The following is a 20,927-nucleotide window of genomic DNA, read 5'->3' on the forward strand; positions in this document are numbered from 1 at the left end:
CCTTTTGGGTTGAATATTGCTGGTATCCGGAGATAGTAAATAACTGTTAAGCCAGATTGCAATAGACCTGTGCGTCAGCAAGGCAGGCTTGACGGAGTTTATCTTGATCGAACCATACGTACCGCTGGCCTTGGCAATGCTTTTCTTTGCCGGCTCACACTGGATATTGTCGCATCCGCTGCGCAACACGGCAGTCAGGTCGTTGGGCCGCAGCGGTTTTATGGCCGTCTATTCGATCGTTGCCCTGGCCGCCCTGGCTTTCGTGCTGATCATGCATGGTCGCGCGCCGGCCGGACCCATGCTGTGGGACGGTGCCGGCACGCTGCCCTGGCTGCTGGCCTCGGCATTGACCTTGTTCGCAACCGCGCTGTTCATCGCTTCGTTCGCTCGCAATCCGGCGCTGGCCCCGCGCAACATGAACGGGCTCTCGACCGTGCTGCCGCATGGGGTGTTTCGCGTCACGCGGCACCCGATGCTGTTCGCGATCGCGCTGTGGGGCGTTGCGCATGTGATCGTCGCCCCCAGTCCGCGCTCGCTGCTGCTCTATGGTGGCCTGGCGATCATGGCGGTCGGCGGCGCAGGGACGCAGGATGCCAAGTTCCGGGCACTTTACGACAAGGAATGGCGGATCTGGTCGCGCCGGGCGCCGTTCTGGCCCGATGTGCGCCAGATCGGCCGCCTGGGGCTGGCCTGGGGCGGGGCGCTGCTCGCGTGGGGAGTGGTGACGGCCCTGCACTGGGCGCTGGCCGGCATTCCGGCCGGGCCATGGCATTTTCTCCAGGTCTGATACCTGCGGCCGGGATATTCCCGAAACAGGGTTTTCCAGATGCCCTCGGTGGGGCAGGATCGGGCCATGGAACCTGCCCTCGTAACCGCGCGACTGGCGCTATGGCGTCCTCATCGGCGCGACCATGCCGGGCTGGTGGACCTTCTTGCGCCGAAAGCGGTGCGCCGCCACCTGGGCAACGGGCCGACCGGCGTTGCCGAAGAATTCCAGCGTCTGTTGCGCCAGGCTGGCTCATGGGCGCTTTATGACTACGGCATTTTCACCTGTCGCCGCCAGGGCGACGATGCGGTCGTCGGTGTTGCCGGCGTGTTCCATTCCTGGCGCGGTTTTGGCGAGGGGATGGACGATACGCCCGAGGCAGGCTGGATCTTTGCCCCCGCGTGCTGGGGACAGGGCCTGGCGCACGAAGCAATGGCCGCGGCACTCGCATGGTTCGATGCCGCCCATGGCCCGCGCCGGGTGGGCTGCATGATCGAGGCGGACAATGCAGCTTCGCTGGCGCTTGCCGCGCGGCTGGGCTTTGTCGCCTATGGCGAGCGGCGCGATCCGCGCGACGATGCCGTGCTCGTGCTGCTGGCGCGGGGCTGACCCGGTCTGTCCCTGCCGCGCCAGATGCGCAGCACGCTGTCATCGTCACGCCCGCCGCCATCGCACGCCCTCGGGCGCTCGGCCAGATCGGTGCAAAGCTGCACTTCCTGAAGCCAGCCGTCCGCGTTGGCATTGATCCGGATCGATTGTTGCGTCAGCCCCGGATTGCGCGCGATGAACGCGCGGCGCAGATCGCCGGCAGTCAACCCGCTACGGCGCGACAGGCGGTCCATGTCGGGCAGGCGCAAAGCCGCCACCCGGCGCGCGGCCTGCGCGAAATAGACTTCGGGCGTGGGAGACATGCAACTGCCGTGCTTGGCCCATTCGTGCGCCAGCAGGCGGGGCGAGGGCGTCATGCACAGGGCGCGGCGCAGGGTTTCGGCGCTGGGTACGGTGGCCGGGCACCATTGCGGCCACTGGTTGGGCAGTCCGTCGGGCCAGAGTCCATGCAGCACGAAACCGAACCGCCCCATGCGGCCATTGCATTGCAGGGCATTGGCCGGCTCGTCGCCACGGCTGCGGCAGAACTGGGGGGACCACGACAGCGCCAGCGTCATGCCCGTCAGCGGCCCGGTGCGGCGCGGGCCGTCGGGCTGGGGTAGTGCTTCGGGCGCGATGCGCGGCGGCAGCCGGCAGGTGGGGGCCGCGTCGGCCCTGACAGCGGCCGGCATGGCCGTTGCGGCAAAGGCAAGCACGGCAAGCGATAGCTTCATCGCGGCACCTCGTCAGAAAGGAGTGAAGTCGAGCCCGATGTCGGCCGCCGGCGCGCTCTGCGTCAGCCGGCCGACCGAAACGTAATCGACGCCCGACGCGACGATGGCGGCGATCGTATCGATCCGCACGCCCCCCGATGCCTCGGTGGGCACGCGGCCGGCCACCAGCGCCACGGCCTGGCGCAGCCGGTCGGGTGCCATGTTGTCGAGCAGCAGGCGCGTGGCGCCGGCCTGGATGGCAGGTTCGATCTGATCGATGTGGTCCACTTCGCAGATCACGTCGCGGATGCCCGCCGCCAGCGCGCGGTGGACGGCTTCGCCCACGCCCCCCGCCACCAGCACGTGGTTGTCCTTGATCATCGCCGCATCCCACAGGCCCATGCGGTGGTTATGGCCGCCGCCCATGCGCACTGCATATTTTTCCAGGTGACGGAAACCGGGAATGGTCTTGCGGGTATCGAGCAGCCGCGCACGCGTTTCGCCCATCGCGTCGACATAGCTGCGAGTCAGCGTCGCCACGCCCGATAGATGCTGCACCGTGTTGAGCGCCGATCGTTCGGCCGTCAGCATGGCGCGAGCCTTGCCGGCCAGCCGCATCAGCGCAGTGCCCGGCACCACTCTCGCGCCTTCGGCAACCAGGATCTCGATCTCGATCCCCGGGTCGATTGCGCGAAAGAAAGCCGCGCCGACCGGGAGCCCGCACACCGTGATCGCGTCGCGGCTTGCCATCACCCCGGCAAAGCGGGCATCGGCGGGAATGACGCTGTCGCTCGTCACGTCCCGCCCGCCGCCCGGCAGGCCCAGGCCCAGATCTTCATCGAGCGTGGACCTGACGAAAGCGGCGAGGTCGAACCCCGGAATGGTGAACGCGGTCATGCCCGCGCCTTACCGGCTTATGCCGGGGGTGCCAATCGCATTCGCCGGCACAGCCGCACGCCCGCCTATTCCGGCGATGCGTGCGCCGCGATCCAATCCTTGCGCAACGCCACCTTGTCCACCTTGCCGATCGGCAGCAGCGGCAGGCTGTCCATGATCACATAGTGCTTGGGCACCTTGTAGTTCGCCAGGTTCTTGCGGCAGTGCGCTTCGATTTCCACGGTCTCGATGCCGGCACTGCTCGAGATGAACGCCACACCCACTTCCTGCCAAAGCGGGTCGGGCACGCCGATCACGGCGACGAGCTCCACTGCGGGGATCATCTCGATCACCGTCTCGACTTCGCGCGGATAGACGTTGTACCCGCCCGACTTGAACATTTCCTTCTTGCGGCCGACGATGCTGAAACTGCCATCGGCATTCCGGGATCCGATGTCGCCGGTGCGCAGCCAGTCCCCGTCCATCGCCTGCGCCGTCGCTTCCGGATTGTTCCAGTAGCCGGCCATGTTGAATTCGCTGCGGGACTGGATTTCGCCCGACCCCGGGCCGACGATCTCCGTGCCATCCTCGTCGGCAAGCCGCACTTCCACCCCGCGGTTGGGAAAGCCGACCGTTTTCTCCAGAATTTCGAGGTCCGACGTGGGGGGAACCACGGTCACGGCACCGACAGTTTCGGTGAGGCCGTAATTGGTGGCGACCCGGCCGCACCACGCCAGCAGGCGCACGATCAGGTCTCGCGGCATGGCGCCGCCTTCCCACACGATCAGTTCCACCGAACGCAGATCGTACTGCTCGAATGCCGGGTGGGAAAGCTGCATCTGGTAAACGCTGGGAACGGTCAGCAGACAGGTGATCTTTTCGCGCTCGATAAGCTGAAGCGACGTTTCGGTGTCGTACTTCTCCATGAACACGATCGTGCCGCCCGCCACCACGGTGGGGCACGATACGTCGGCAACGCAGCCGACATGGTTGATCGGAAAATAATTCAGTATGCGCAGGTGGCTTACCGGCCATATCCGGTTCTGTTCGACGCTGGTGCCGACCAGCGCGCCATGCTTGAGGACTGCGCCCTTGGGTTTTCCGGTCGAGCCCGAGGTATAGACGATGAGGCACGGATCTGTCCGGGAGCAGGCCTGCGCGGCGGCCGTCCGCCGCTCCGTCTGGTCGCCCGCGGCTTCGCAGAATTCGGCCAGCGAGAGGCAACCGGCCAGCGCCTCGTCAAGCGTGACGATGCTTTCGATGGATGGCGCTTCGGCTTTGATCGCTTCGATCTCGCCGGAAAAATCCCGGCCGGCGATGCGCACCCGGGCAAACAGCAGCCGCGGCGTGGAATCGTGCAGAACGGTCAGGATCTCGCGGAGCTGGTAGGCCGGGTTTAGACCCACCCAGATTGCCCCGATCGAAGCGGCCGCCATGAAGCTGGCAATGTAATCGGGATGGGGCGGAGATAGCATCGCCACGCGATCGCCCTTGCCGATGCCGGCCTTGAGCATGCCATCCGCCAGCGCGCGGACCGTGGCATCGAGTTCGGCATAGCGGATGCGTCGCTCCCCGATCACCGCCGCGATGGCGTCGGGCGTCACGCGCCCATAGTGCTCGACATAGTCGCTGATGCGTTCAAAGACGGGGATAGTCATTCGGGTGTCACCCAGATTGCAAGCCATTCGGCAACCAGTGCAGGGCGGGTTTCGCCCTCGATTTCGATCGTGACGCCGAACGTCACGATGATGCGGCCCTTCGCATCGGTTCGCGTGTCGATCGTCTTGAAGTGGCCACGGATGCGGCTGTTGACCGGCACCGGGCAGATCAGACGCAGGCGGTTCATGCCATAGTTGAGGTAATAGCCTTCCTTGGCCGGTATGCGCGAAGGTTCGGTGCCCGAAGCCGAGTGGAACAGATGCGTGAGAAGCGAGATCGTCCAGAAGCCGAACGCGATCGTATGGCCGAATGGCCCGACGTCTCTCGACCATTCGGGATCGAGATGCATCGGATCGTCATCGTGCGTCGCGTAACCGAAGCTGTCGAGAAGCTTCTGTTCCACGGTCACCCATTCGGAGGTGCCGATTTCCGACCCTGGCGCGTATCGGGCAAAGCCTTCTTCATTCAACTTGTCAGCCATCGCGTGCTCCAATGAGAATCCAGAATTGTCGGGCGCCGGTCAGGCCTGGTCGCGCGTCAGGCTGTTTCCGCCCGTCCACAGCAGCGCCGCGCAGGGCAAAAGCAGAGTCGTCACCGCCATGAGCGCGAAGCGCAATCCGTCGGCCGGTCCATGGACGGTGGCAAGAAAATCGCTGGCCCCACCTGCAACGACCGGGCCCAGCCCCAGGCCCAGCGTGTTGGAGAACAGGAACACCAGCGCCACGGCCGTCGCCCGTCGCCCCGCCCCGCAAACCAGCTGGATGACCGAAAACATCGGCGGCAAGGCCCCGCCGGTCAGCGCGGCAGCCAGCAGCAGCGTCACCCAGAGCGCTGTGACCGAAGAGACGGTCATGAATGCGATGACCGAAACGAACGTGGCGACAAGGCAGATCGCGGGCAAGCGCAGCAGCCAGGCTTCGTTGCGCCGCGCGAGGCGGCTCGCCAGTTCGCCCAGCAGATAAGTGCCGATCGCACCGCCGACCACGTTCGTGATCCCGAACATCGCGCCGGCGGCCGCAACGCTCATGCCGTGCGTGCGGATGAGAAACGAGGGGACGAACATGAAAGCGCCGAATGCGACGAAGTAATACAGCGTCATGGCGGCCGTCATGATGCGATACGTGCGCTTGGCCATGAGGCCCTTCGCGGCCGACAATACCGGTTCGGGTGCTGCCTGCATGGCCTGCGCGCTGCGCGGCTCGGTCAGCCAACGCCGTACGAAGAAAGCGAAAAGCAGCCCGGGCGTGGCGATTGCGATGAACGCGATGCGCCAGCCGTAATGGCTTTCGATCCATGGGCCGGCGATCGTTGCCACCAGCACGCCCACCGTGGGGGCCAGCGTGTAGATCGCGATGGCACGCGGGCGGTCTTCCGGCGAATAGACGTCTCCGATCAGGCCCTGCGCCGCCGGGATCGCCCCTGCCTCTCCGGCGCCGACGCCGACGCGGGCCAGAACCAGCAGGAAGAAGGTGGACGCGATCCCGCTCAGCAGGCTCATCACGCTCCAGAACGCGAGCATGATCGCGATTTTCATCGAACGGTTGCCACGATCCACCAGGCGGGAGATCGGCACGCCGAGCGTGGCATAGAGCGCCGCGAAGGCAAAACCAGTCAGCAGGCCGAGTTCCGTATCCGAAACCTTGAATTCGGCCTTGATCGGCTCCAGCAAGACGCTGATCACCGTCCGGTCGGCATAGTTGAAGACGCAGATCAGGAATAGCGTTGCCAGTGTAAGCCATTGATTGCGGCGCGATATGCCTTGGCCCGGAAGCACCGGTTGCGGCTGGGGCGGCGTGGCCCCGCCGATCACGGCCTCCCCGCTCATAGCGCTTTGAGCCTTGCGGTTTCGGCCGCGACATGCCGGGCGAGAACGGGAAGCGGCAGCGCCCCCGGTTTCATCACCGCGTCGTGAAACTGGCGAATGTCGAACCGGTCACCCAGGGCACGCGCCATGTCCGCGCGCAGATCGATCAGGAACTCGTCACCCAGCTTGTAGGCCAGGGACTGCGCCGGAATGTCGCACGCGTAGCGGATCGTTTCGGTGCAGATATCCGCTTCAGGCATGAAAGCGTTCTCCCGCATGTAATCGCGTGCCTGCTCGAGCGACCAGCCCAGGGCGTTCATGCCGGTGTCGACCACCAGGCGGCAGGTCAGGAAGGCGTCCATCATCAGCCGGCCAAACCGCTCCTCGGGCTCTTCGTACATCCCGATCTCCCCTGCCAGCGTCGCCGCGTATTCGGCCCAGCCTTCGTTATAGGCATTGACGAAGCTGTACTGCCGGATCGGGTGAAGATCGGCGTTCTCCCTCTGAAACGCTTCGTGCAGATGATGTCCGGGGACAAGCTCGTGATAGTTCAGCGCCGCAATGTTGGGCAGCGGGGCGCCCGAAAGGTTGCGCGTGTTGAACAGATAGAGGCCCTGTTCCTGCGTGGCGCTCGGGGCGGAATAGAAGCCGAAGGTCATCGAGCCTTCCAGGGCTTCGGGCAAGGGCGCGGCATCGCAATCCGCTTTCGGGGCAAAGTTGAAGTATGCAGGCATATGCGGGGCAAGCCGCTGCATGTAGCGGCGAAACAAGGCCTGGATGGCCCCAGCGTCCCCGGCCCGCCAGCGGCTGTCTGCGGCAATGCGCGCGAGATAGTCGGCGGGCGTTCCGGCGAAGCCTTCTTCGGCGAAAAGCCTGTCCATCTCTGCCCGGACACGTCCCATGCGCTCCAGCCCGCGCTGATGGACCAACGCGGGTGTCAGATCGAGTGTGGTGTGAAGCCTGACCAGCTCGGCATAGACTTCGCCGCCGCCCGGATACTGGCTTATGCCGACCTGCTCGGGCGCGCTGCGGGCATAGTCGGGCGAAGCGAGATAGGCGATGAACGCATCATAGCGTGGCAGCACCGCGCGCGCGACAACCTGGTCCACCCGTTCGGCAAAATCGGGCGATCCCCCGGTAACGCGCTCGGGCGAAATGCCGAGGCCGGGCGCCGCGCGTTCCCGGAACTTGGCGAGCAGATCCAGCGACTGGGCAAGCTGGGGCCGCGGAATGTAGATGCCGCGTGCCGCCTGTCCGCGCGTGCGGGTCTCAAGCTGTTCGATCAGGCGGCCGAAGTCTGCCAGCAGCCTGAGATAATGGTCCTCGCCTACAGTAGAGGAAATGGAAAAGCTGCCGAGTTTTTCGTAGGCATCGTTGAGCAGGAAACCGCCGGCGTAGGCCGTCGGCGCGAAGAGCCCGAAAAATCCGACACCCATCGGATCGAACACGAGCCAGTACCAATCGGGCTCCCGCGTCCACATCTGCGCGCGCGACCGCGCAATATCGAATGTGAGGCTGAGGTCGATGGGCAGCGCGCCAAGGTCGATGTCCCTGCTTTGCGTGAGGAGGGCGGCGGCATGGGCCGCTCTTGCCTCCACCGCTTCGAAGCTCATGTCCGCGATGCTGAAATCTGCCAGATCCAGCTCACGACGAAAGAACGCCTGGGACTGCATTTCCTGCCAGACCGCCTCGATAAAGGCTTCCGCCTTTCTAATGGCCGTATCCATCGTGCCCTTCCGGATTACAGGTGATCAAAGTCCCGCTCAACACGTCTCCAGCTGCTTGACGACCTGCCCGCCCTTCATCACCATCATGATATTGTCTTCCTCGGCGAAGACCTTGATATCGTCCAGCGGTTCGCCGTCGACCAGAACGAGATCGGCCATGGCCCCGGGCCGGATCACGCCGATCCTGCCCTCGGCCCGCAGAATCTTCGCATTGATGGATGTTGCCTGGGTCAGGATTTCGACCGGCGAATAGATACCCTCACGCAAGAGCAGCTCGTTGAGCTGATCGGATTCCAGATCGCCGAGCAGGTCGGAGCCAAGTCCGACAATGACGCCCGCGTCCTTGCAGTTCTGCAGGCCCGTGCGCATCTGGCGCTGCACATGCTTGAGCTTTTCGACGCTGTTGGCATGAAGGTTGGCTTCCGCGCTTCGCGCCGCATAGGAATCGACCACTGCCAGCGTGGCAACGACGAAGACGCCGCGCTCGGCCGCCAGCCGCGCCGTTTCGGGCGTGATCATGCTGGCGTGTTCGAGGCAGTGCACGCCCAGTTCGATCGCGCGGCGTATGCCTTTGTCGGTGTGCACGTGGGCCGTGCAATAGATGCCATGCCGTTCGCATTCGCTGACGATGGTCGAAACTTCCTCGTCGCTGAACTCAAGCGCGTCCAGACGGCTGCCGGATGTGGTCACGTCGCCCGAAGCGATGAACTTGATGAACGAGGCCCCGCGCCGGATGTTTTCGCGGACCGCGGTACGGATCGCGTCCACGCCGTCGACGATGGCGCTCATGGTCGAACACTGGCCGCAGGCGCAGGCACCGCCCGTCGAGAACCGCGCGTCGTGCGGATCGCGCAGGTCGAAGCCGCCGCCGGTCTGCGTCAGTGCCCGGCCGCAATAGAACATGCGCGGTCCGCGGATGAAGCCCCGGTCCAGCGCCTGGGCCAGGCCATAATCGCCGCCGCCCACGTCGCGCACCGTTGTGAAGCCACGGTCCAGCATGCGGCCCAGCATGAAACTGGCCCAGCCGGTGCGCAGGGTATCGGGTGCCTTGTCGACCACTTCGGCGTTGGCTGCCATGCCGAACGCGTGGATATGCGCGTCGATCAGCCCCGGCATCAGTACTTTGCCGCCGCAATCGATCATGTCTCCGTCGTCCGGATGCGGCGTCCGTTCCGATACCTCTGCGATGAGGCCGCCCCTCACGAAAACGTTGAGACCGTGGCGCAGGCCCTGGAACTCACCATCGAAAACGCGGGCATTGATAAGAACCGTCATCGGTGGACCTTCCAGCTTTCCGTATCAGAATACGATACATCCCTGCATCGTGTTTGCAACCGTGCCGTATATCAGGCCACGACCAATGGCCGCTGCCGCTCTTGCGTTTCCTTCCCCGCCCGCAGCCCGGCGAGCTTTGCCTCGCGCCACGCGGCCGTCGCTTCGAATGCACGCAGTTTGACATGGCCGAAGCCACGAATGCGATCGGGGTACTGCGCCAATTCGCACAATGCTGCATGATTGTCGGCAGACAGCGTGGGCAGCAATTCTTCGATGAGGCCACGATAGCGTGCGATCTCCTGGCGCTCCATCCGGCGTTCCCGGCTGTAGCCGAATGGATCGATCATCGTGCCGCGCACGTGCTTCATCGTCCGCAGCATGCGGAACACCGGCAGTATCCATTCCCCGAATGCAATTTTCCGGGGCTCGCCGCCTTTCCCGAACAGGCTGAGGACCGGCGGCGCAAGATGGAATTTCAGCCTGGCCGACGCGCCGAACCTGCGGCGCAGATCATCGAGGAATTCGTCGCGGGTGTGCAGCCGGGCGATTTCGTATTCGTCCTTGTAAGCCATCAGCTTGGCCAGCGCGCGCGCCACCGCGATCGCCAGCTTGTCGGACGCGATCGCCGCTTGTTCGCGCGCCTGGACATTGCGCACGAATGCTTCGTAGACATCGGCATAGCCCGCATCCTGATAGGCGGTCAGCCACGCACGGCGATGGGCGATGATGTCTTCGAGGCTGGTCGGGCTGCCGGCCGCCGGCACTGCCGGCAGAAGGCTGGCACAGCTATGCGATCGCCCGGCCCGGAACGCGGCAATGTTGGTCTCGACCGCCAGGCCGAGTTCGGTGATCGCGGCTTCGATCGCGTCGGGCGAAACGGGTATCGCGCCTTCCTGGCATGCGTAGCCGAGCAGGATCATGTTGGCTGTCGCGGCGTCGTCGAACAGCGTCAGCGCCAGGGCATGGGCGTCGAGCGTGCTCAAGGCATCAGGATCGGCAAGGCGGCCCGCCAGTGTCTGCAGTGCGAGCGGCGTCGGCGTGACGAAGTCGGGATCGAGCTGGAAATGGGCGGTTGGCGGCGCATGGCGATTGGCCACGACCTTGCTGCGCTGCGGATCGATTGCCTGCAGCACGTCTGCGCCCGCACCGGCCACGGGGTCGCAGACGATGACGGCGTCGGCATTGCCTTCGGGAATACGCGCCGCGCGCGGCTTCTGGTCCGGCGGGCCGATCCGCAGGTGGCTGAGAACCGCGCCGCCTTTCTGCGCCAGCCCGGTCATGTTGAAGCTTGTTGCCGCAAGCCCGCTTTTGCGAGCGGCCGACGCCAGGATCATGCTGAGCGTCACCACGCCGGTGCCGCCGATTCCGGAGAACAGGATCGAAAACGGCTTGTCGGCGGGCGGTAGCGCGGGTGCGGGCAGATTGTCGAACTGTGGCAGGCTGCCGCGTTTGCGGGAAGCTGCCCCGGCGTGCACGCTGACGAATGAGGGGCAGAACCCGTCCGCGCAACTGGTATCCATGTTGCAGCTTGACTGGTCTATCTGCCGCTTCCTGCCGAGCGCGGTTTCGAGCGGCATCACGCTGACGCAGTTCGACTTCTTCGAGCAGTCACCGCAGCCTTCGCAAACTTCGGGATTGATGAAGATGCGCAGGTCAGGCGCCTTCGCCAGGCCGCGTTTGCGGCGGCGGCGCAGTTCCGTGGCGCAGACCTGCGAATAGATAAGAACCGTCGTGCCAGATACCTGCGCCAGCGCCTTCTGCACCGTATCGAGTTCGCCGCGGTCGTGAATGGCAACGCCTGACGGAACCTTGCCCTGCAACGCCTGCGGATGGTCCGTCACGATCACGCACCGCGCCACGCCGGCCGCCTGTACTTGCTGGGCAATGTCCTGTGCCGTCATCGCCCCTTCGACAGGCTGGCCGCCGGTCATGGCCACGGCATCGTTGTGCAGGATCTTGAACGTGATGTTGACCTTGGCGTTGACCGCGGCACGGATCGCCAGCAGCGCCGAGTGCGAAAACGTGCCGTCGCCCAGGTTCTGGTAGATATGCGCGCGGTTGACGAAGGGCGCGGCGCCGATCCAGTTTGCCCCTTCGCCGCCCATCTGGACAGGCGGAAACGTAGCCCGGTCCATAAACATTGCCATGCCGTGGCAACCGATGCCGCCCAGGGCCACGGCGCCTTCGGGCACCTTCGTCGAACGATTGTGCGGGCAGCCCGAGCAGAAATAGGGCATCCGGGCAGGAACGCCGCTTGCCGGGGCGGGCGGCGCGCCCAGCGCGGCATGGCCGGGTACGGGAATCCCCAGGCTTTCCAGCCGCTGCGCAATGACGCGGGCAACGCCAACCGGATCGAGCTGCTGCCATGACGACAGCAGGGGTTGGCCGTGTTCGTCGGTCTTCCCGACAAGACGCGGCCGGTCGTCGCGGTTGACGATGGCGGACGCGATCTGGCTTTGCAGAAGCTCGCGTTTTTCTTCCACCACCAGGATTTCACGCGCGCCGGCGGTCGCTTCAAGCAGCCCGGCCCGGTCCAGCGGCCAGACAAGCCCCGCCTTGTACACCTGCACGCCGTGGGCGAGGCATCGCTCTTCGTCGAAGCCAAGCAGTTTCAATGCCTCCGCCACGTCGCCAAAGGCTTTGCCGGCCGTTACGATTGACAGGGTAGGCGACAGGCCGTGCGGGTCGGCCCCGATGGCGATGCGATCGATCCGGTTATGGCGCGCGAATTCGGCCGCCAGCCGCAGCTTGCGGTCCACCAACAGGGCCTCATGCTGCAGCGGCGCATAGGTGCCGACGAAATTGACGCCGCCTGGCGGAACATCCGCGCTTTCCGGATTGGAAAAGGACTGGCGCTCCACGGCGGCCAGGTCCACCGTGCCGGTGGTTTCCGCTGTTTCGTTGACCAGCTTGAGCCCTACCCAGGTACCGGCGAACCGCGAAAGCTGCCATCCTGCCAGCCCATAGGTGATGACTTCGGCCACATCGGCTGGATAAAGCACCGGTATCCCGAGTGCGGCAAGCAGGGGCTCGCTCTGGTTGGGCACGGTCGAAGACTTGGACGGGTGATCGTCGCCAAAGGCGATCAGAACGCCGCCCAGAGGCGCAGACCCTGCCAGATTGCCATGACGCAGCGCATCGCTGGACCGGTCGACGCCCGGACCCTTGCCATACCACAAAGCGAAGACACCGTCGCAGTTGGCGCCGAACTGGGCGATCTGCTGCGTTCCGGCCACTGCCGTCGCGGCCAGATCCTCGTTCAGCCCGGGCTCGAAAACGATATCGTCGAGCTGGGATTTTTTCGCAGCCTTGACCAGTTCGGTATCCACACCGCCCAGCGGCGATCCGCGATAGCCCGAGACGAACCCCCGCGTGTTGCGGCCCAACGCCCGATCGCGATCGCGCTGCAGCGCCAGCAGGCGTACGAGAGCCTGCGTCCCGCTGAGGAACTCGGTCTTGGTCATCCTGCTATGTCTCCCGAGGCAGGTTGTCGTCAGAAGGCAACAGCGTCGCTATTGCTGCGATTGTGCGATGCGGCATGAAGAAGTCGGGTGTCGGGATCACGGCTGATCGCCACCCACTTTCCTTCTCCGCCTTCCCTAACCTCGCTCAGCGGTATCTCCCGCCAGGCATAGCCGGTATCGTCGAGCACGTAGGTGTCATAACGCCCGATCGGAAGGTTGATCGTCTGTTGCATCGTCTTCATGTCCAGCCCGGGGACGAAGAAATCGGCCGTATTGACTGCCTGCTCCACGCTCATGCCGAAGGCCGTCACGTTCAACAGGCACTGGAACGTCCGATGATGCAGCCCGGCGCCCATCGAGGCAAAGCTGACGGCTGGCCGGTTGCCCTTGAACAGGATGCCCGTTTCGGTGATCGCCGGCAGCCGCTTGCCGGGGCCGGTCGCGGCAATGGCCTGCTGCTGGAAAGAGCCCGGGTCCCCGATGGTAATACCGTCGATCGTGATGGCCGTCTTGCCCCAGATCACGGAATTGATCGACAAGGTGATCGAAGCCATGTTGCCGTCGGCATCGACTGCCACGACGTCGTCGGAATGGCGTGGCTTGGCTGGAATGAAGGGAACGAGCTGGACGCCGGACGAAATGCGCTGCCAGATCGCCTTGGCATGGTCCATGGTCACGCGCGCTTCGGGCGACATGTCGAGGCCGGGGAACGTCGTGGCCACCACCGATGCCGGCAACTCGCTGATATAGCCAAGGTTCGCAATGTCGAGCGCCTTGCGCAACGCCTTGCCATCCCTGGTCCAGTGCGGACCATCGGCTAGGCCGGAAACGATCGCAAGGTTCTGGGCTTCGATCATCGCCACGCCGCCGGCGTTTGGCCAGGGATTGGTATAGATGCTGTAATCGCCATAGATCGGAGCGACCAGCGGTTCCTTCCACAATACCTCGTAGCGGGCAAGGTCATCCAGTGTCATCTTGCCGCCATCGGCCTGCACGGCCTTGACCAGCTTGCGCGCCCAAGGGCCAGTATACATGTACTGCGCACCCTGTTCGGCCACGCGACGCAGGGTTTCGGCCAGCGCCGTCTGCCGGAACACTTCGCCGGTCTGGTAAATGGAACCATCGGGCTTGAGAAAGTTGGCCTTGGTTGCAGGCAGGCGGGCCAGATCTTCGCGGCGGAACTGGAATTCCCCGGCAAGCGCACGCGAAACCGGCATGCCGTTTTCGGCAATGTGGATCGCAGGGTCGAACAGGGTGGCGAAAGGCAGGCGTCCGAATTTGGCGTGGGCCGCTTCGACTCCCTTCATGAAACCGCCGACCAGCGCGGTACGCCCGCTGGCCGCCCCGGCGCCTCTGCGGCCGCTTTCGGTGGCAAGGTCGATTCCGCCGGGAATGGACAGGGGATCGCGTTCGTTGGCGACCGTGTTCCATTCCGCGTTCATCGTATGCACCTTGCCGGTGCTGGCCTCGTAATAGACCAGCGACATGATGCCGAAATAGCTGACGGGCGCGCCGGCGGTGAGAGCGATCTGGGCAAGCGCCGCCGTCAATGCGGCATCGATGGCCGAACCGCCCTTGCGCAGCGCTTCCAGGCCGGACCGGGCGGCCAGGGCGTTGTAGGAAACGGTGACGGCACCCTTGTAGCCAAGAGCCGAACCGGCGGCCGTGCGATCCTGAAGCTGCAGGCGCATGTAGCGGTCGTAATCGCCGGCAGGCCAGGTCGAGGGAGAGAGATCGACACGCGCCGTGCCCGGTGCGGCGCGGGCCACGATCGGCGGGGTGCCCATGGCAACGGCGGAACCCAGCAGGGCCTTGTTGAGCGTACGGCGATCCACTTGCATCGGTCTCTCCATCGTCCGGCATCGCTGACGGCAAAATCTTGCCGCATCAGCAGTTTGTTTTTTGCGGTGCCCGACGCTGGGGCCGCCGACTCATTGCCCACCCTCATGGTGCCTGCAATACAGTAGTGTATTGCAGGCACCTGTCAAATCCCGGCTCGCTTGCCGGCCGATCTTCTGGCGCGCGAACGCATCTTGTCGTTCAATCGAAAACGATCGTGCTGTTGCCATTGACGAACACTCGCCCCGTCGCATGCCATTGCACGGCACGGGCCAGTACGCTGGCTTCCACTTCCTGGCCGATCTGCACCAGCTCGGAAGGCCAGCGCGCATGGTTCACCCGGCGGACGTCCTGCTCGATGATCGGCCCTTCGTCGAGATCGGTGGTGACGTAGTGGGCCGTGGCGCCGATGATCTTCACACCGCGGGCGTGGGCTTGGTGATAGGGCTTGGCGCCCTTGAAACTGGGCAGGAAGCTGTGGTGGATGTTGATGCAGCGGCCAGCCAGCGCCGCGCACAGGCGCGGGCTCAGCACTTGCATGTAACGCGCGAGCACCACCAGATCGACCTTTGCTTCCTCGATCAACGCCAGCAGCCGGTCTTCCTGCGCCTGCTTGGTTTCGGCCGTCACGGGCAGATGATGATAGGGAAGGCCGCACCATTCGACGAACGAGCGCATGTCGTCATGGTTGGAAACGACTCCGACCACATCGACCGGCAACTGGCCGGCTTGCCAGCGATGCAGCAGGTCGTGCAAACAGTGGCCGAACTTGGACACCATCAGCAGCACGCGGGGTTTCTCGTCCAGATAACGGATCCGGTACTCGATATCGAACCGTGCCGCGATCGGCGCCATCGCTTGGGAAAGGGTGGCTGGCGAGGTAGCGGATTGCTCGCCCGCGAACACGACGCGCATGAAGAATTCCTGCCCCGTCGGGGTGGCATGCTGATGCGCTTCCTGTATCGAACAGCCCTGCTGGTGGATGAATCCCGAAACGGCCGCCACCACGCCGGGGCGGTCGGCGCATCGCACCGTGAGGAGATAGCAGTCTTGCTTGGTCATTGTGTCTCCGCAAATTGCCGGAATTCGAGCGCGGCGTCGTCGAGCCAGCTTTGCAGATAGTCGGCAAAGCCCGCTTCTGTGGTAAGCCTGAAGGCATTCGGCGCGATCCGTTCGACCAGCACGCGGATCTGCGCAAACCGGGTCCTCGCGCAGTGGTCGTGCCCGAACGTAGCGATATGCAGGTCCAGCGTGCAGCCTTTCGACAGCAGCGCGGCGGCGGCTGGCCCGCTTACCAGAAAGCTGACAAGCCCATCGGTTACGTCGGCAAAATGCCACGCGCCTGGAAAATCGAGCGAGTCCAGTATCGCCTGATCGGCATCCACCACCATGTATTCGCCCGGCCCCAGCCACAGGACGCGCGGCCGCGTACCCACCGCGCGATTGGCGGGCGGAATGGTCAGGCCCGACCCCTGCAGTTCGGCCAGGCCGACGGCGTGCGCTCTGACCTTGAGAAGATGAGCCCTGGCAAAATCGGCTCGCTCGACGGTCACGCCCTGCGCGGTTTCGTTATGCTCGGCCATCGCTCACTTGAGCCTCTCGTTCTCTGGATCGTAGACACCCGGCTTGATGACGATCGCTTTCCACTCGCGGGCATCGCCCGTGGTGATGGACACGATCTGCCCGAGCCGCTCCAGCCCGCCCCGCAGCATTCCCAGGGCGACCGGCCGGCCCAGCAGGGGACTGAAAACGCAGGACGTGACATAACCTTCGCTGTCCCGGTGTCTGGCGGTGCCCTGCACGATGTGCGCGCCGACCGGCGGCGCATCGGTTCCCACGATTTCCAGGCCGACGAACTGGTGCCGGTCCGCGCGGGCGTCGTTCTCGCGCAGGAGCGACCGCTTGCCGATGAAATCGACCTTGCGCCGCAGAACGTGGCCCCAGCCCACGTCCAGGGGATTGGTGGTTCCATCGGTATCGCCGCCGATATGGAGATAGCCTTTTTCCGTCCGCAGGATCATCCAGGCCTCGACGCCCACCGGCGTCAGGCCATGGCCGGCCCCCGCGGCCATCAGGCTGTCCCACAACACCCGGGTGGAGCGGGCCGGAACGTTGATTTCGAAACTCGTTTCACCGGTGTAGCTGACGCGCAGGACACGGACGGGAAGACCCGCCAGCATGCCTTCCGCAAACGACATGTGCTCCATTTCGCGGACCGGCAATGTCGTGCCGGCATCGATCAGAATGTCGCGCGCCTTGGGCCCGGTCAGGGTCAGCACGCCCCAGGCGGACGTGACCGGAACCGTGACCACGTCGAGGTTCAACCATTCGCACTGCAGCCATTCCTCGAGCCAGGCGGCGATCCGGTCCGCCCCCGCGCTCGACGTGCAGACCAGGAACCGCTCGTCCCCCAGGCGCGTCACCACGCCATCGTCGATGATCACCCCCTGCTCGTCGAGCATGAGGCCATAGCGCACGCGGCCCTGCTTGAGCGTGGACATCGCCCCGGCATAGACGAGGTCGAGAAACCGCCCGGCGTCAGGCCCCACCACTTCGATCTTGCCCAGCGGAGAGGCTTCGAACAGCCCGGCGGCGGTGCGCACTGCCAGTGCCTCCCGCTGTTCGGCAGCATGAAGCGACTCGCCGTTTCCGGGATAGCTCGACGGACGCGCCCAGCCGCCATGATCTTCCAGCACCGCGCCGGCCGCGACATGGCGGTCGTGCGCCGGCAATTGACGCAAGGGACGGAACAGCTTGCCCCGCGCCCGCCCGCCGAACACGGCAAGAGGCACCGAGGTGAACGGAAAGCGAAAGCGGGTATGGCCCACGTCCTGGGGCTGGCGCCCCGTAAGCGCGCCCATGATGGCCAGCGCGTTGACGTTCGCGGTCTTGCCCTGGTCCGTCGCCATGCCCAGCGTGGTGTAACGCTTGAGATGCTCGATGGCCTGGAAATTCTCCCGGGCGGCCAGCGCGATATCGTCGCTGGTAACGTCGTTCTGGAAATCGACGAAGGCCTTGCCCGGCGCATCGACCTGCCACAGCGGCAGCAACCGCTCCGTCGCTGGCTCGCCCGCGGCGACGGGCGCTTCCCGGTTGTCGGGGGTCCGCCCGGCCGCCTGCGCTTCCGCCAGGCCCGCGCCATGGCCATCCAGCAGCACTTGCGCTGTCGACCAGATTCCCGCCGCGGTGCCTGCCACGCGGGGCAGGCCTTCCGCGGGACGGGGAACGAACGTGGCCAGCTCCTCGCTCCACGCCAGGTTTCCGCCCGCCTGGCTGTAGAGGTGAAGGGCGGGATTGTGCCCGCCGGAAACCGACAGGTGATCGCAGGCGATCCATTCGGACTTGCCGTCATGCGCCACATGCACGGCGGCCAGTGCCTTGCGGCCGCGCGTGCCGACGATTCGCCCGCCCGCGATCAGGCGGACGCCGCGTTCGCGCAGGCGCGCGGCAGCGGCCTCGGGCAACGCGTTGCGCGCATCGATCAGGGCGGCAACGCCGGCGCCCGCATCGCGCAGCGCAAGCGCCGCGTCATAAGCCGCATCGTTATTGGTGAACAACACCGCGTTGCGGCCGGGCACGACGGCGAAGCGTCGAACATAGGCGCGCGTCGCATCGGACAGCATGATGCCGGGGCGGTCGTTGCCGGGAAAGACCAGCGGGCGCTCGATCGCGCCGGTTGCAAGGATAACGCGCTGCGCTCTCACCAGCCACAGGCGATGCCGCGGCAGGGCAGCCGATGCCGCGCAACGGCGATCGTCGCCTACGCGCTCGACGATGCTCACCAGGTTGTCTTCGTGGCAGCCGATGGCCGTTGCCCGCATCATTACCGTGTTCGAGGGAACAGCGGCGATTTCCTGCACGACCTGCGCCGCCCAGTCTGCCCCGTTCAGGCCATCGATCGTGCAATCGGCATGCAGTAGTGCCCCCCCGGCGCAATCGTTCTGCTCCACCAGCATGACCCGCGCGCCGCCGCCCGAAGCGGCCCGGGCCGCGGCAAGACCGGCCGGCCCGGCGCCGATCACCAGCACGTCGCAATGGGCAAAGCGGTACTCGTAGCGGTCAGGGTCAGGTTCCCTGGCCGCCTTGCCAAGCCCGGCCGCGCGCCGGATGAAGCCTTCGAACAAGTGCCAGTCGGGCCACATGAACGTCTTGTAGTAGAATCCGGCCGACAGGAACCGCGACAGCATGTCGTTGATGGCGCCAAGGTCGAAATCGGCAGAAGGCCAGCAATTGACCGGCCCCGCCACCAGCCCCTCGTACAGTTCCACTTCGGTCGCCCTGACGTTGGGCGTCGACCGGCCGCCGCGGCCCAGTTGCACCAGGGCGTTGGGTTCGTGGACGCCGGCAGTCAGGATGCCGCGGGGGCGGTGGTACTTGAACGAGCGCGCCACCAGTTTCACGCCATTCGCGGCCAGGGCCGATGCCAGCGTATCGCCGTGGAAACCGGTGAGCGTCTTGCCCGCCCATTCAAAGGTTACCGGGCGCGAACGATCGATCCGTCCGCCCGCAGGAAGTCGAAATGGTTGCATCGCGTTCAATTCCCGCTCGCCGGGGAGGAGCCGGTCCAGGCGGGTTCGCCCATCCGGTAGGTCGACAGGATCCTGTGTGTGACCGTGTCGCGGACGACGTTGAACCACCGGCCGCAGCCATCGCCATGCAGCCAGCGTTCCACCTGCGGGCCTTTGACGTTCTGGCGGACATAGAGATATCCGCCCCAGGTTTCGGCCGTCACGTCGGCGGCCGGCTCGGGCCGGACGACATGGCTTTCGCCGCCGAACCGGAACTCGATGTCTTCTCGCAGACCGCAATAGGGGCAGGGTATACGGGTCATGGGCTTTGCCTCAATGCGCGATGCCGGAAGCGGCAGCCTCGTTGATAAGGGCACCGGAAACGAACCTGTCCAGCCCGAAAGGACGGGCCAGGGCATGCGGCTCGCCGGTGGCAAGATGATGGGCCAGCAAGTCGCCGCCGGCCGGAATGGCCTTGAAGCCCCCGGTCCCCCAGCCGCAATTGATGTAAAGGCCCTCCACCGGCGTTTGCCCGAGTATCGGGCTGGAATCGGGCGAAACGTCCACCACGCCCGCCCACTGTCGCAGGAACTGGACCCGGCCGAACGACGGATATTGTTCGGCAACGGCGCCAAGCACCGATTGCGGGGTGTGAATCGTGCCGCGCTGGGCATAGGACGGAAACAGATCCAGCCCCCCGCCGATCACCAGCCCGCCCTTGTCGGACTGGCTGATGTAGACGCCGGTCGCCAGGCTCAGTACCACCGTATCGATCGCCGGCTTGATGCTTTCGCTGACGAAGGCCTGCAGGCTGTAGCTCGTGATCGGCAGGCGGAACCCGGCCATTTCCGCAAGGACAGAGGAATGGCCCGCCGCGGCCAGCGCGACCTTGCCGGCGCGGATGCTGCCCCGGCTCGTTTCCACGCCGATCACTCTGCCGCTGGCGTCGCGCTGAAAGCCCGTGACCTCGCACTGCTGGATGATGTCCACGCCCAGGCTATCGGCCGCGCGGGCATAACCCCAGGCCACCGCATCGTGCCGGGCGGTACCGGCGCGCTTCTGCCTGAAACCGCCCAGCACCGGATAGCGTGCGTCGGGCGACATATCGAGCGCGGGCACCCGGGCCGCGATCTCTGCCCTGTCGACCATCTCGGTATCGACGCCGTTGAGCTTCATGGCGACGACCCAGCGCCGCGCCGCGTCGAGATCGTGGCGGGAATGCAGCAGGGTGATGATGCCGCGCTGGCTGAACATGATGTTGTAGTTCAGTTCCCGCGCCAGCCCTTCATAGAGCTTGAGCGAGTGGTCGTAGAGCGCGGCGCTTTCGGGATAGAAATAGTTCGATCGGATGACGGTCGTATTCCGGCCGGTGTTGCCCCCGCCCAGCCAGCCTTTTTCCAGGACCGCCACGTTCGTTATGCCATGGGTCTTGGCCAGATAGTAAGCCGTCGCCAGGCCGTGGCCACCCCCGCCGACGATGACGACGTCATAGGCTGCCTTCGGCTGCGGGCTGCGCCAGGCCGGATGCCACCCCGATTGGCCGCGCAAGCCCTCCCGAAAAACGCGCCACGCGGAGTATCGGTGCGCCATCAGCCTTTCCTCTCGATACACATATGTATCGTGTATGGTTTTGCATGATGCTTGGCAAGGCGCATTTAGACATTATAGAGCGCACATGCCTTCGAAAGTCACAAACCGCGCTGAACCG

At 65.1% G+C, this 20,927-nt stretch carries 16 protein-coding genes; 2 read left to right on the forward strand and 14 right to left on the reverse strand.

What is annotated here, in order from left to right:
• The first annotated feature begins 103 nt into the window (after positions 1–103).
• Both AC3EDY_RS07545 and AC3EDY_RS07550 read left to right on the forward strand, forming a co-directional pair.
• Positions 104–787, forward strand: a complete 684-nt coding sequence (locus AC3EDY_RS07545; protein WP_488571872.1) for an NnrU family protein — start codon at positions 104–106, stop codon at positions 785–787.
• A gap of 66 nt (positions 788–853) precedes the next feature.
• Positions 854–1,375 (forward strand): GNAT family N-acetyltransferase, encoded by a 522-nt coding sequence (locus AC3EDY_RS07550; protein ID WP_488571873.1) that lies wholly within the window; start codon positions 854–856, stop codon positions 1,373–1,375.
• Here the strand turns inward: AC3EDY_RS07550 and AC3EDY_RS07555 are convergent.
• The 14 genes from AC3EDY_RS07555 to AC3EDY_RS07620 all read right to left on the reverse strand — a co-directional run bounded on the left by AC3EDY_RS07555 (position 1,315) and on the right by AC3EDY_RS07620 (position 20,809).
• On the reverse strand, positions 1,315–2,088 hold the full coding sequence (locus AC3EDY_RS07555; RefSeq protein ID WP_488571874.1) for a ribonuclease T2 family protein: 774 nt from the start codon (positions 2,086–2,088) through the stop codon (positions 1,315–1,317). The genes AC3EDY_RS07550 and AC3EDY_RS07555 overlap by 61 nt on opposite strands.
• 12 nt (positions 2,089–2,100) lie before the next feature.
• Positions 2,101–2,964, reverse strand: a complete 864-nt coding sequence (gene nadC, locus AC3EDY_RS07560; RefSeq protein WP_488571875.1) for a carboxylating nicotinate-nucleotide diphosphorylase — start codon at positions 2,962–2,964, stop codon at positions 2,101–2,103.
• A gap of 65 nt (positions 2,965–3,029) precedes the next feature.
• Complete coding sequence (locus tag AC3EDY_RS07565; protein ID WP_488571876.1) at positions 3,030–4,601, reverse strand: class I adenylate-forming enzyme family protein; 1,572 nt, start codon at positions 4,599–4,601, stop codon at positions 3,030–3,032.
• Positions 4,598–5,083 carry a MaoC/PaaZ C-terminal domain-containing protein gene (locus tag AC3EDY_RS07570; protein WP_488571877.1) on the reverse strand — a complete coding sequence of 162 codons (486 nt, stop codon included), beginning with the start codon at positions 5,081–5,083 and terminating at the stop codon, positions 4,598–4,600. Before AC3EDY_RS07570 ends, AC3EDY_RS07565 begins: the two co-directional genes overlap by 4 nt.
• A gap of 39 nt (positions 5,084–5,122) precedes the next feature.
• Positions 5,123–6,427: a spinster family MFS transporter gene (locus tag AC3EDY_RS07575; RefSeq protein WP_488571878.1), complete on the reverse strand. Its 1,305-nt coding sequence runs from the start codon at positions 6,425–6,427 to the stop codon at positions 5,123–5,125.
• Positions 6,424–8,133: a DUF885 domain-containing protein gene (locus AC3EDY_RS07580; RefSeq protein ID WP_488571879.1), complete on the reverse strand. Its 1,710-nt coding sequence runs from the start codon at positions 8,131–8,133 to the stop codon at positions 6,424–6,426. The genes AC3EDY_RS07575 and AC3EDY_RS07580 overlap by 4 nt, the downstream gene beginning before the upstream one ends.
• Positions 8,134–8,169: 36 nt before the next feature.
• Entirely contained in the window at positions 8,170–9,408 is a 1,239-nt protein-coding gene (locus tag AC3EDY_RS07585; RefSeq protein WP_488571880.1) for a metal-dependent hydrolase family protein, read from the reverse strand.
• 71 nt (positions 9,409–9,479) lie between these two features.
• Positions 9,480–12,872, reverse strand: coding sequence for an indolepyruvate ferredoxin oxidoreductase family protein (locus AC3EDY_RS07590; RefSeq protein ID WP_488571881.1), 3,393 nt, complete (start codon positions 12,870–12,872; stop codon positions 9,480–9,482).
• A 29-nt stretch (positions 12,873–12,901) separates the two neighbouring features.
• Complete coding sequence (locus AC3EDY_RS07595) at positions 12,902–14,713, reverse strand: gamma-glutamyltransferase (RefSeq protein WP_488571882.1); 1,812 nt, start codon at positions 14,711–14,713, stop codon at positions 12,902–12,904.
• Between the two features lie 199 nt (positions 14,714–14,912).
• A complete protein-coding gene (purU, locus tag AC3EDY_RS07600; protein ID WP_488571883.1) occupies positions 14,913–15,773 on the reverse strand; it encodes a formyltetrahydrofolate deformylase in 861 nt (286 codons plus the stop codon).
• The gene (locus tag AC3EDY_RS07605; protein ID WP_488571884.1) at positions 15,770–16,294 is read right to left on the reverse strand and encodes a sarcosine oxidase subunit gamma; all 525 of its coding nucleotides are present in this window, start codon (positions 16,292–16,294) and stop codon (positions 15,770–15,772) included. Before AC3EDY_RS07605 ends, purU begins: the two co-directional genes overlap by 4 nt.
• Before the next feature lie 3 nt (positions 16,295–16,297).
• Positions 16,298–19,240: a sarcosine oxidase subunit alpha family protein gene (locus tag AC3EDY_RS07610; protein WP_488571885.1), complete on the reverse strand. Its 2,943-nt coding sequence runs from the start codon at positions 19,238–19,240 to the stop codon at positions 16,298–16,300.
• Positions 19,241–19,245: 5 nt separating this feature from the next.
• Entirely contained in the window at positions 19,246–19,542 is a 297-nt protein-coding gene (locus AC3EDY_RS07615; protein WP_488571886.1) for a sarcosine oxidase subunit delta, read from the reverse strand.
• A gap of 10 nt (positions 19,543–19,552) precedes the next feature.
• Complete coding sequence (locus tag AC3EDY_RS07620; RefSeq protein WP_488571887.1) at positions 19,553–20,809, reverse strand: sarcosine oxidase subunit beta family protein; 1,257 nt, start codon at positions 20,807–20,809, stop codon at positions 19,553–19,555.
• Between the last annotated feature and the right edge of the window lie 118 nt (positions 20,810–20,927).

It is taken from the genome of Novosphingobium sp. DS6-6, assembly GCF_057784975.1.

Bases quoted from the DNA above. Each gene is read 5' to 3' on its own strand.
- AC3EDY_RS07550 (WP_488571873.1), top strand. From the start codon at position 854: ATGGAACCTGCCCTCGTAACCGCGCGACTGGCGCTATGGCGTCCTCAT.
- AC3EDY_RS07555 (WP_488571874.1), bottom strand. From the start codon at position 2,088: ATGAAGCTATCGCTTGCCGTGCTTGCCTTTGCCGCAACGGCCATGCCG.
- nadC (WP_488571875.1), bottom strand. From the start codon at position 2,964: ATGACCGCGTTCACCATTCCGGGGTTCGACCTCGCCGCTTTCGTCAGG.
- AC3EDY_RS07565 (WP_488571876.1), bottom strand. From the start codon at position 4,601: ATGACTATCCCCGTCTTTGAACGCATCAGCGACTATGTCGAGCACTAT.
- AC3EDY_RS07570 (WP_488571877.1), bottom strand. From the start codon at position 5,083: ATGGCTGACAAGTTGAATGAAGAAGGCTTTGCCCGATACGCGCCAGGG.
- AC3EDY_RS07575 (WP_488571878.1), bottom strand. From the start codon at position 6,427: ATGAGCGGGGAGGCCGTGATCGGCGGGGCCACGCCGCCCCAGCCGCAA.
- AC3EDY_RS07580 (WP_488571879.1), bottom strand. From the start codon at position 8,133: ATGGATACGGCCATTAGAAAGGCGGAAGCCTTTATCGAGGCGGTCTGG.
- AC3EDY_RS07585 (WP_488571880.1), bottom strand. From the start codon at position 9,408: ATGACGGTTCTTATCAATGCCCGCGTTTTCGATGGTGAGTTCCAGGGC.
- AC3EDY_RS07590 (WP_488571881.1), bottom strand. From the start codon at position 12,872: ATGACCAAGACCGAGTTCCTCAGCGGGACGCAGGCTCTCGTACGCCTG.
- AC3EDY_RS07595 (WP_488571882.1), bottom strand. From the start codon at position 14,713: ATGCAAGTGGATCGCCGTACGCTCAACAAGGCCCTGCTGGGTTCCGCC.
- purU (WP_488571883.1), bottom strand. From the start codon at position 15,773: ATGACCAAGCAAGACTGCTATCTCCTCACGGTGCGATGCGCCGACCGC.
- AC3EDY_RS07605 (WP_488571884.1), bottom strand. From the start codon at position 16,294: ATGGCCGAGCATAACGAAACCGCGCAGGGCGTGACCGTCGAGCGAGCC.
- AC3EDY_RS07610 (WP_488571885.1), bottom strand. From the start codon at position 19,240: ATGCAACCATTTCGACTTCCTGCGGGCGGACGGATCGATCGTTCGCGC.
- AC3EDY_RS07615 (WP_488571886.1), bottom strand. From the start codon at position 19,542: ATGACCCGTATACCCTGCCCCTATTGCGGTCTGCGAGAAGACATCGAG.
- AC3EDY_RS07620 (WP_488571887.1), bottom strand. From the start codon at position 20,809: ATGGCGCACCGATACTCCGCGTGGCGCGTTTTTCGGGAGGGCTTGCGC.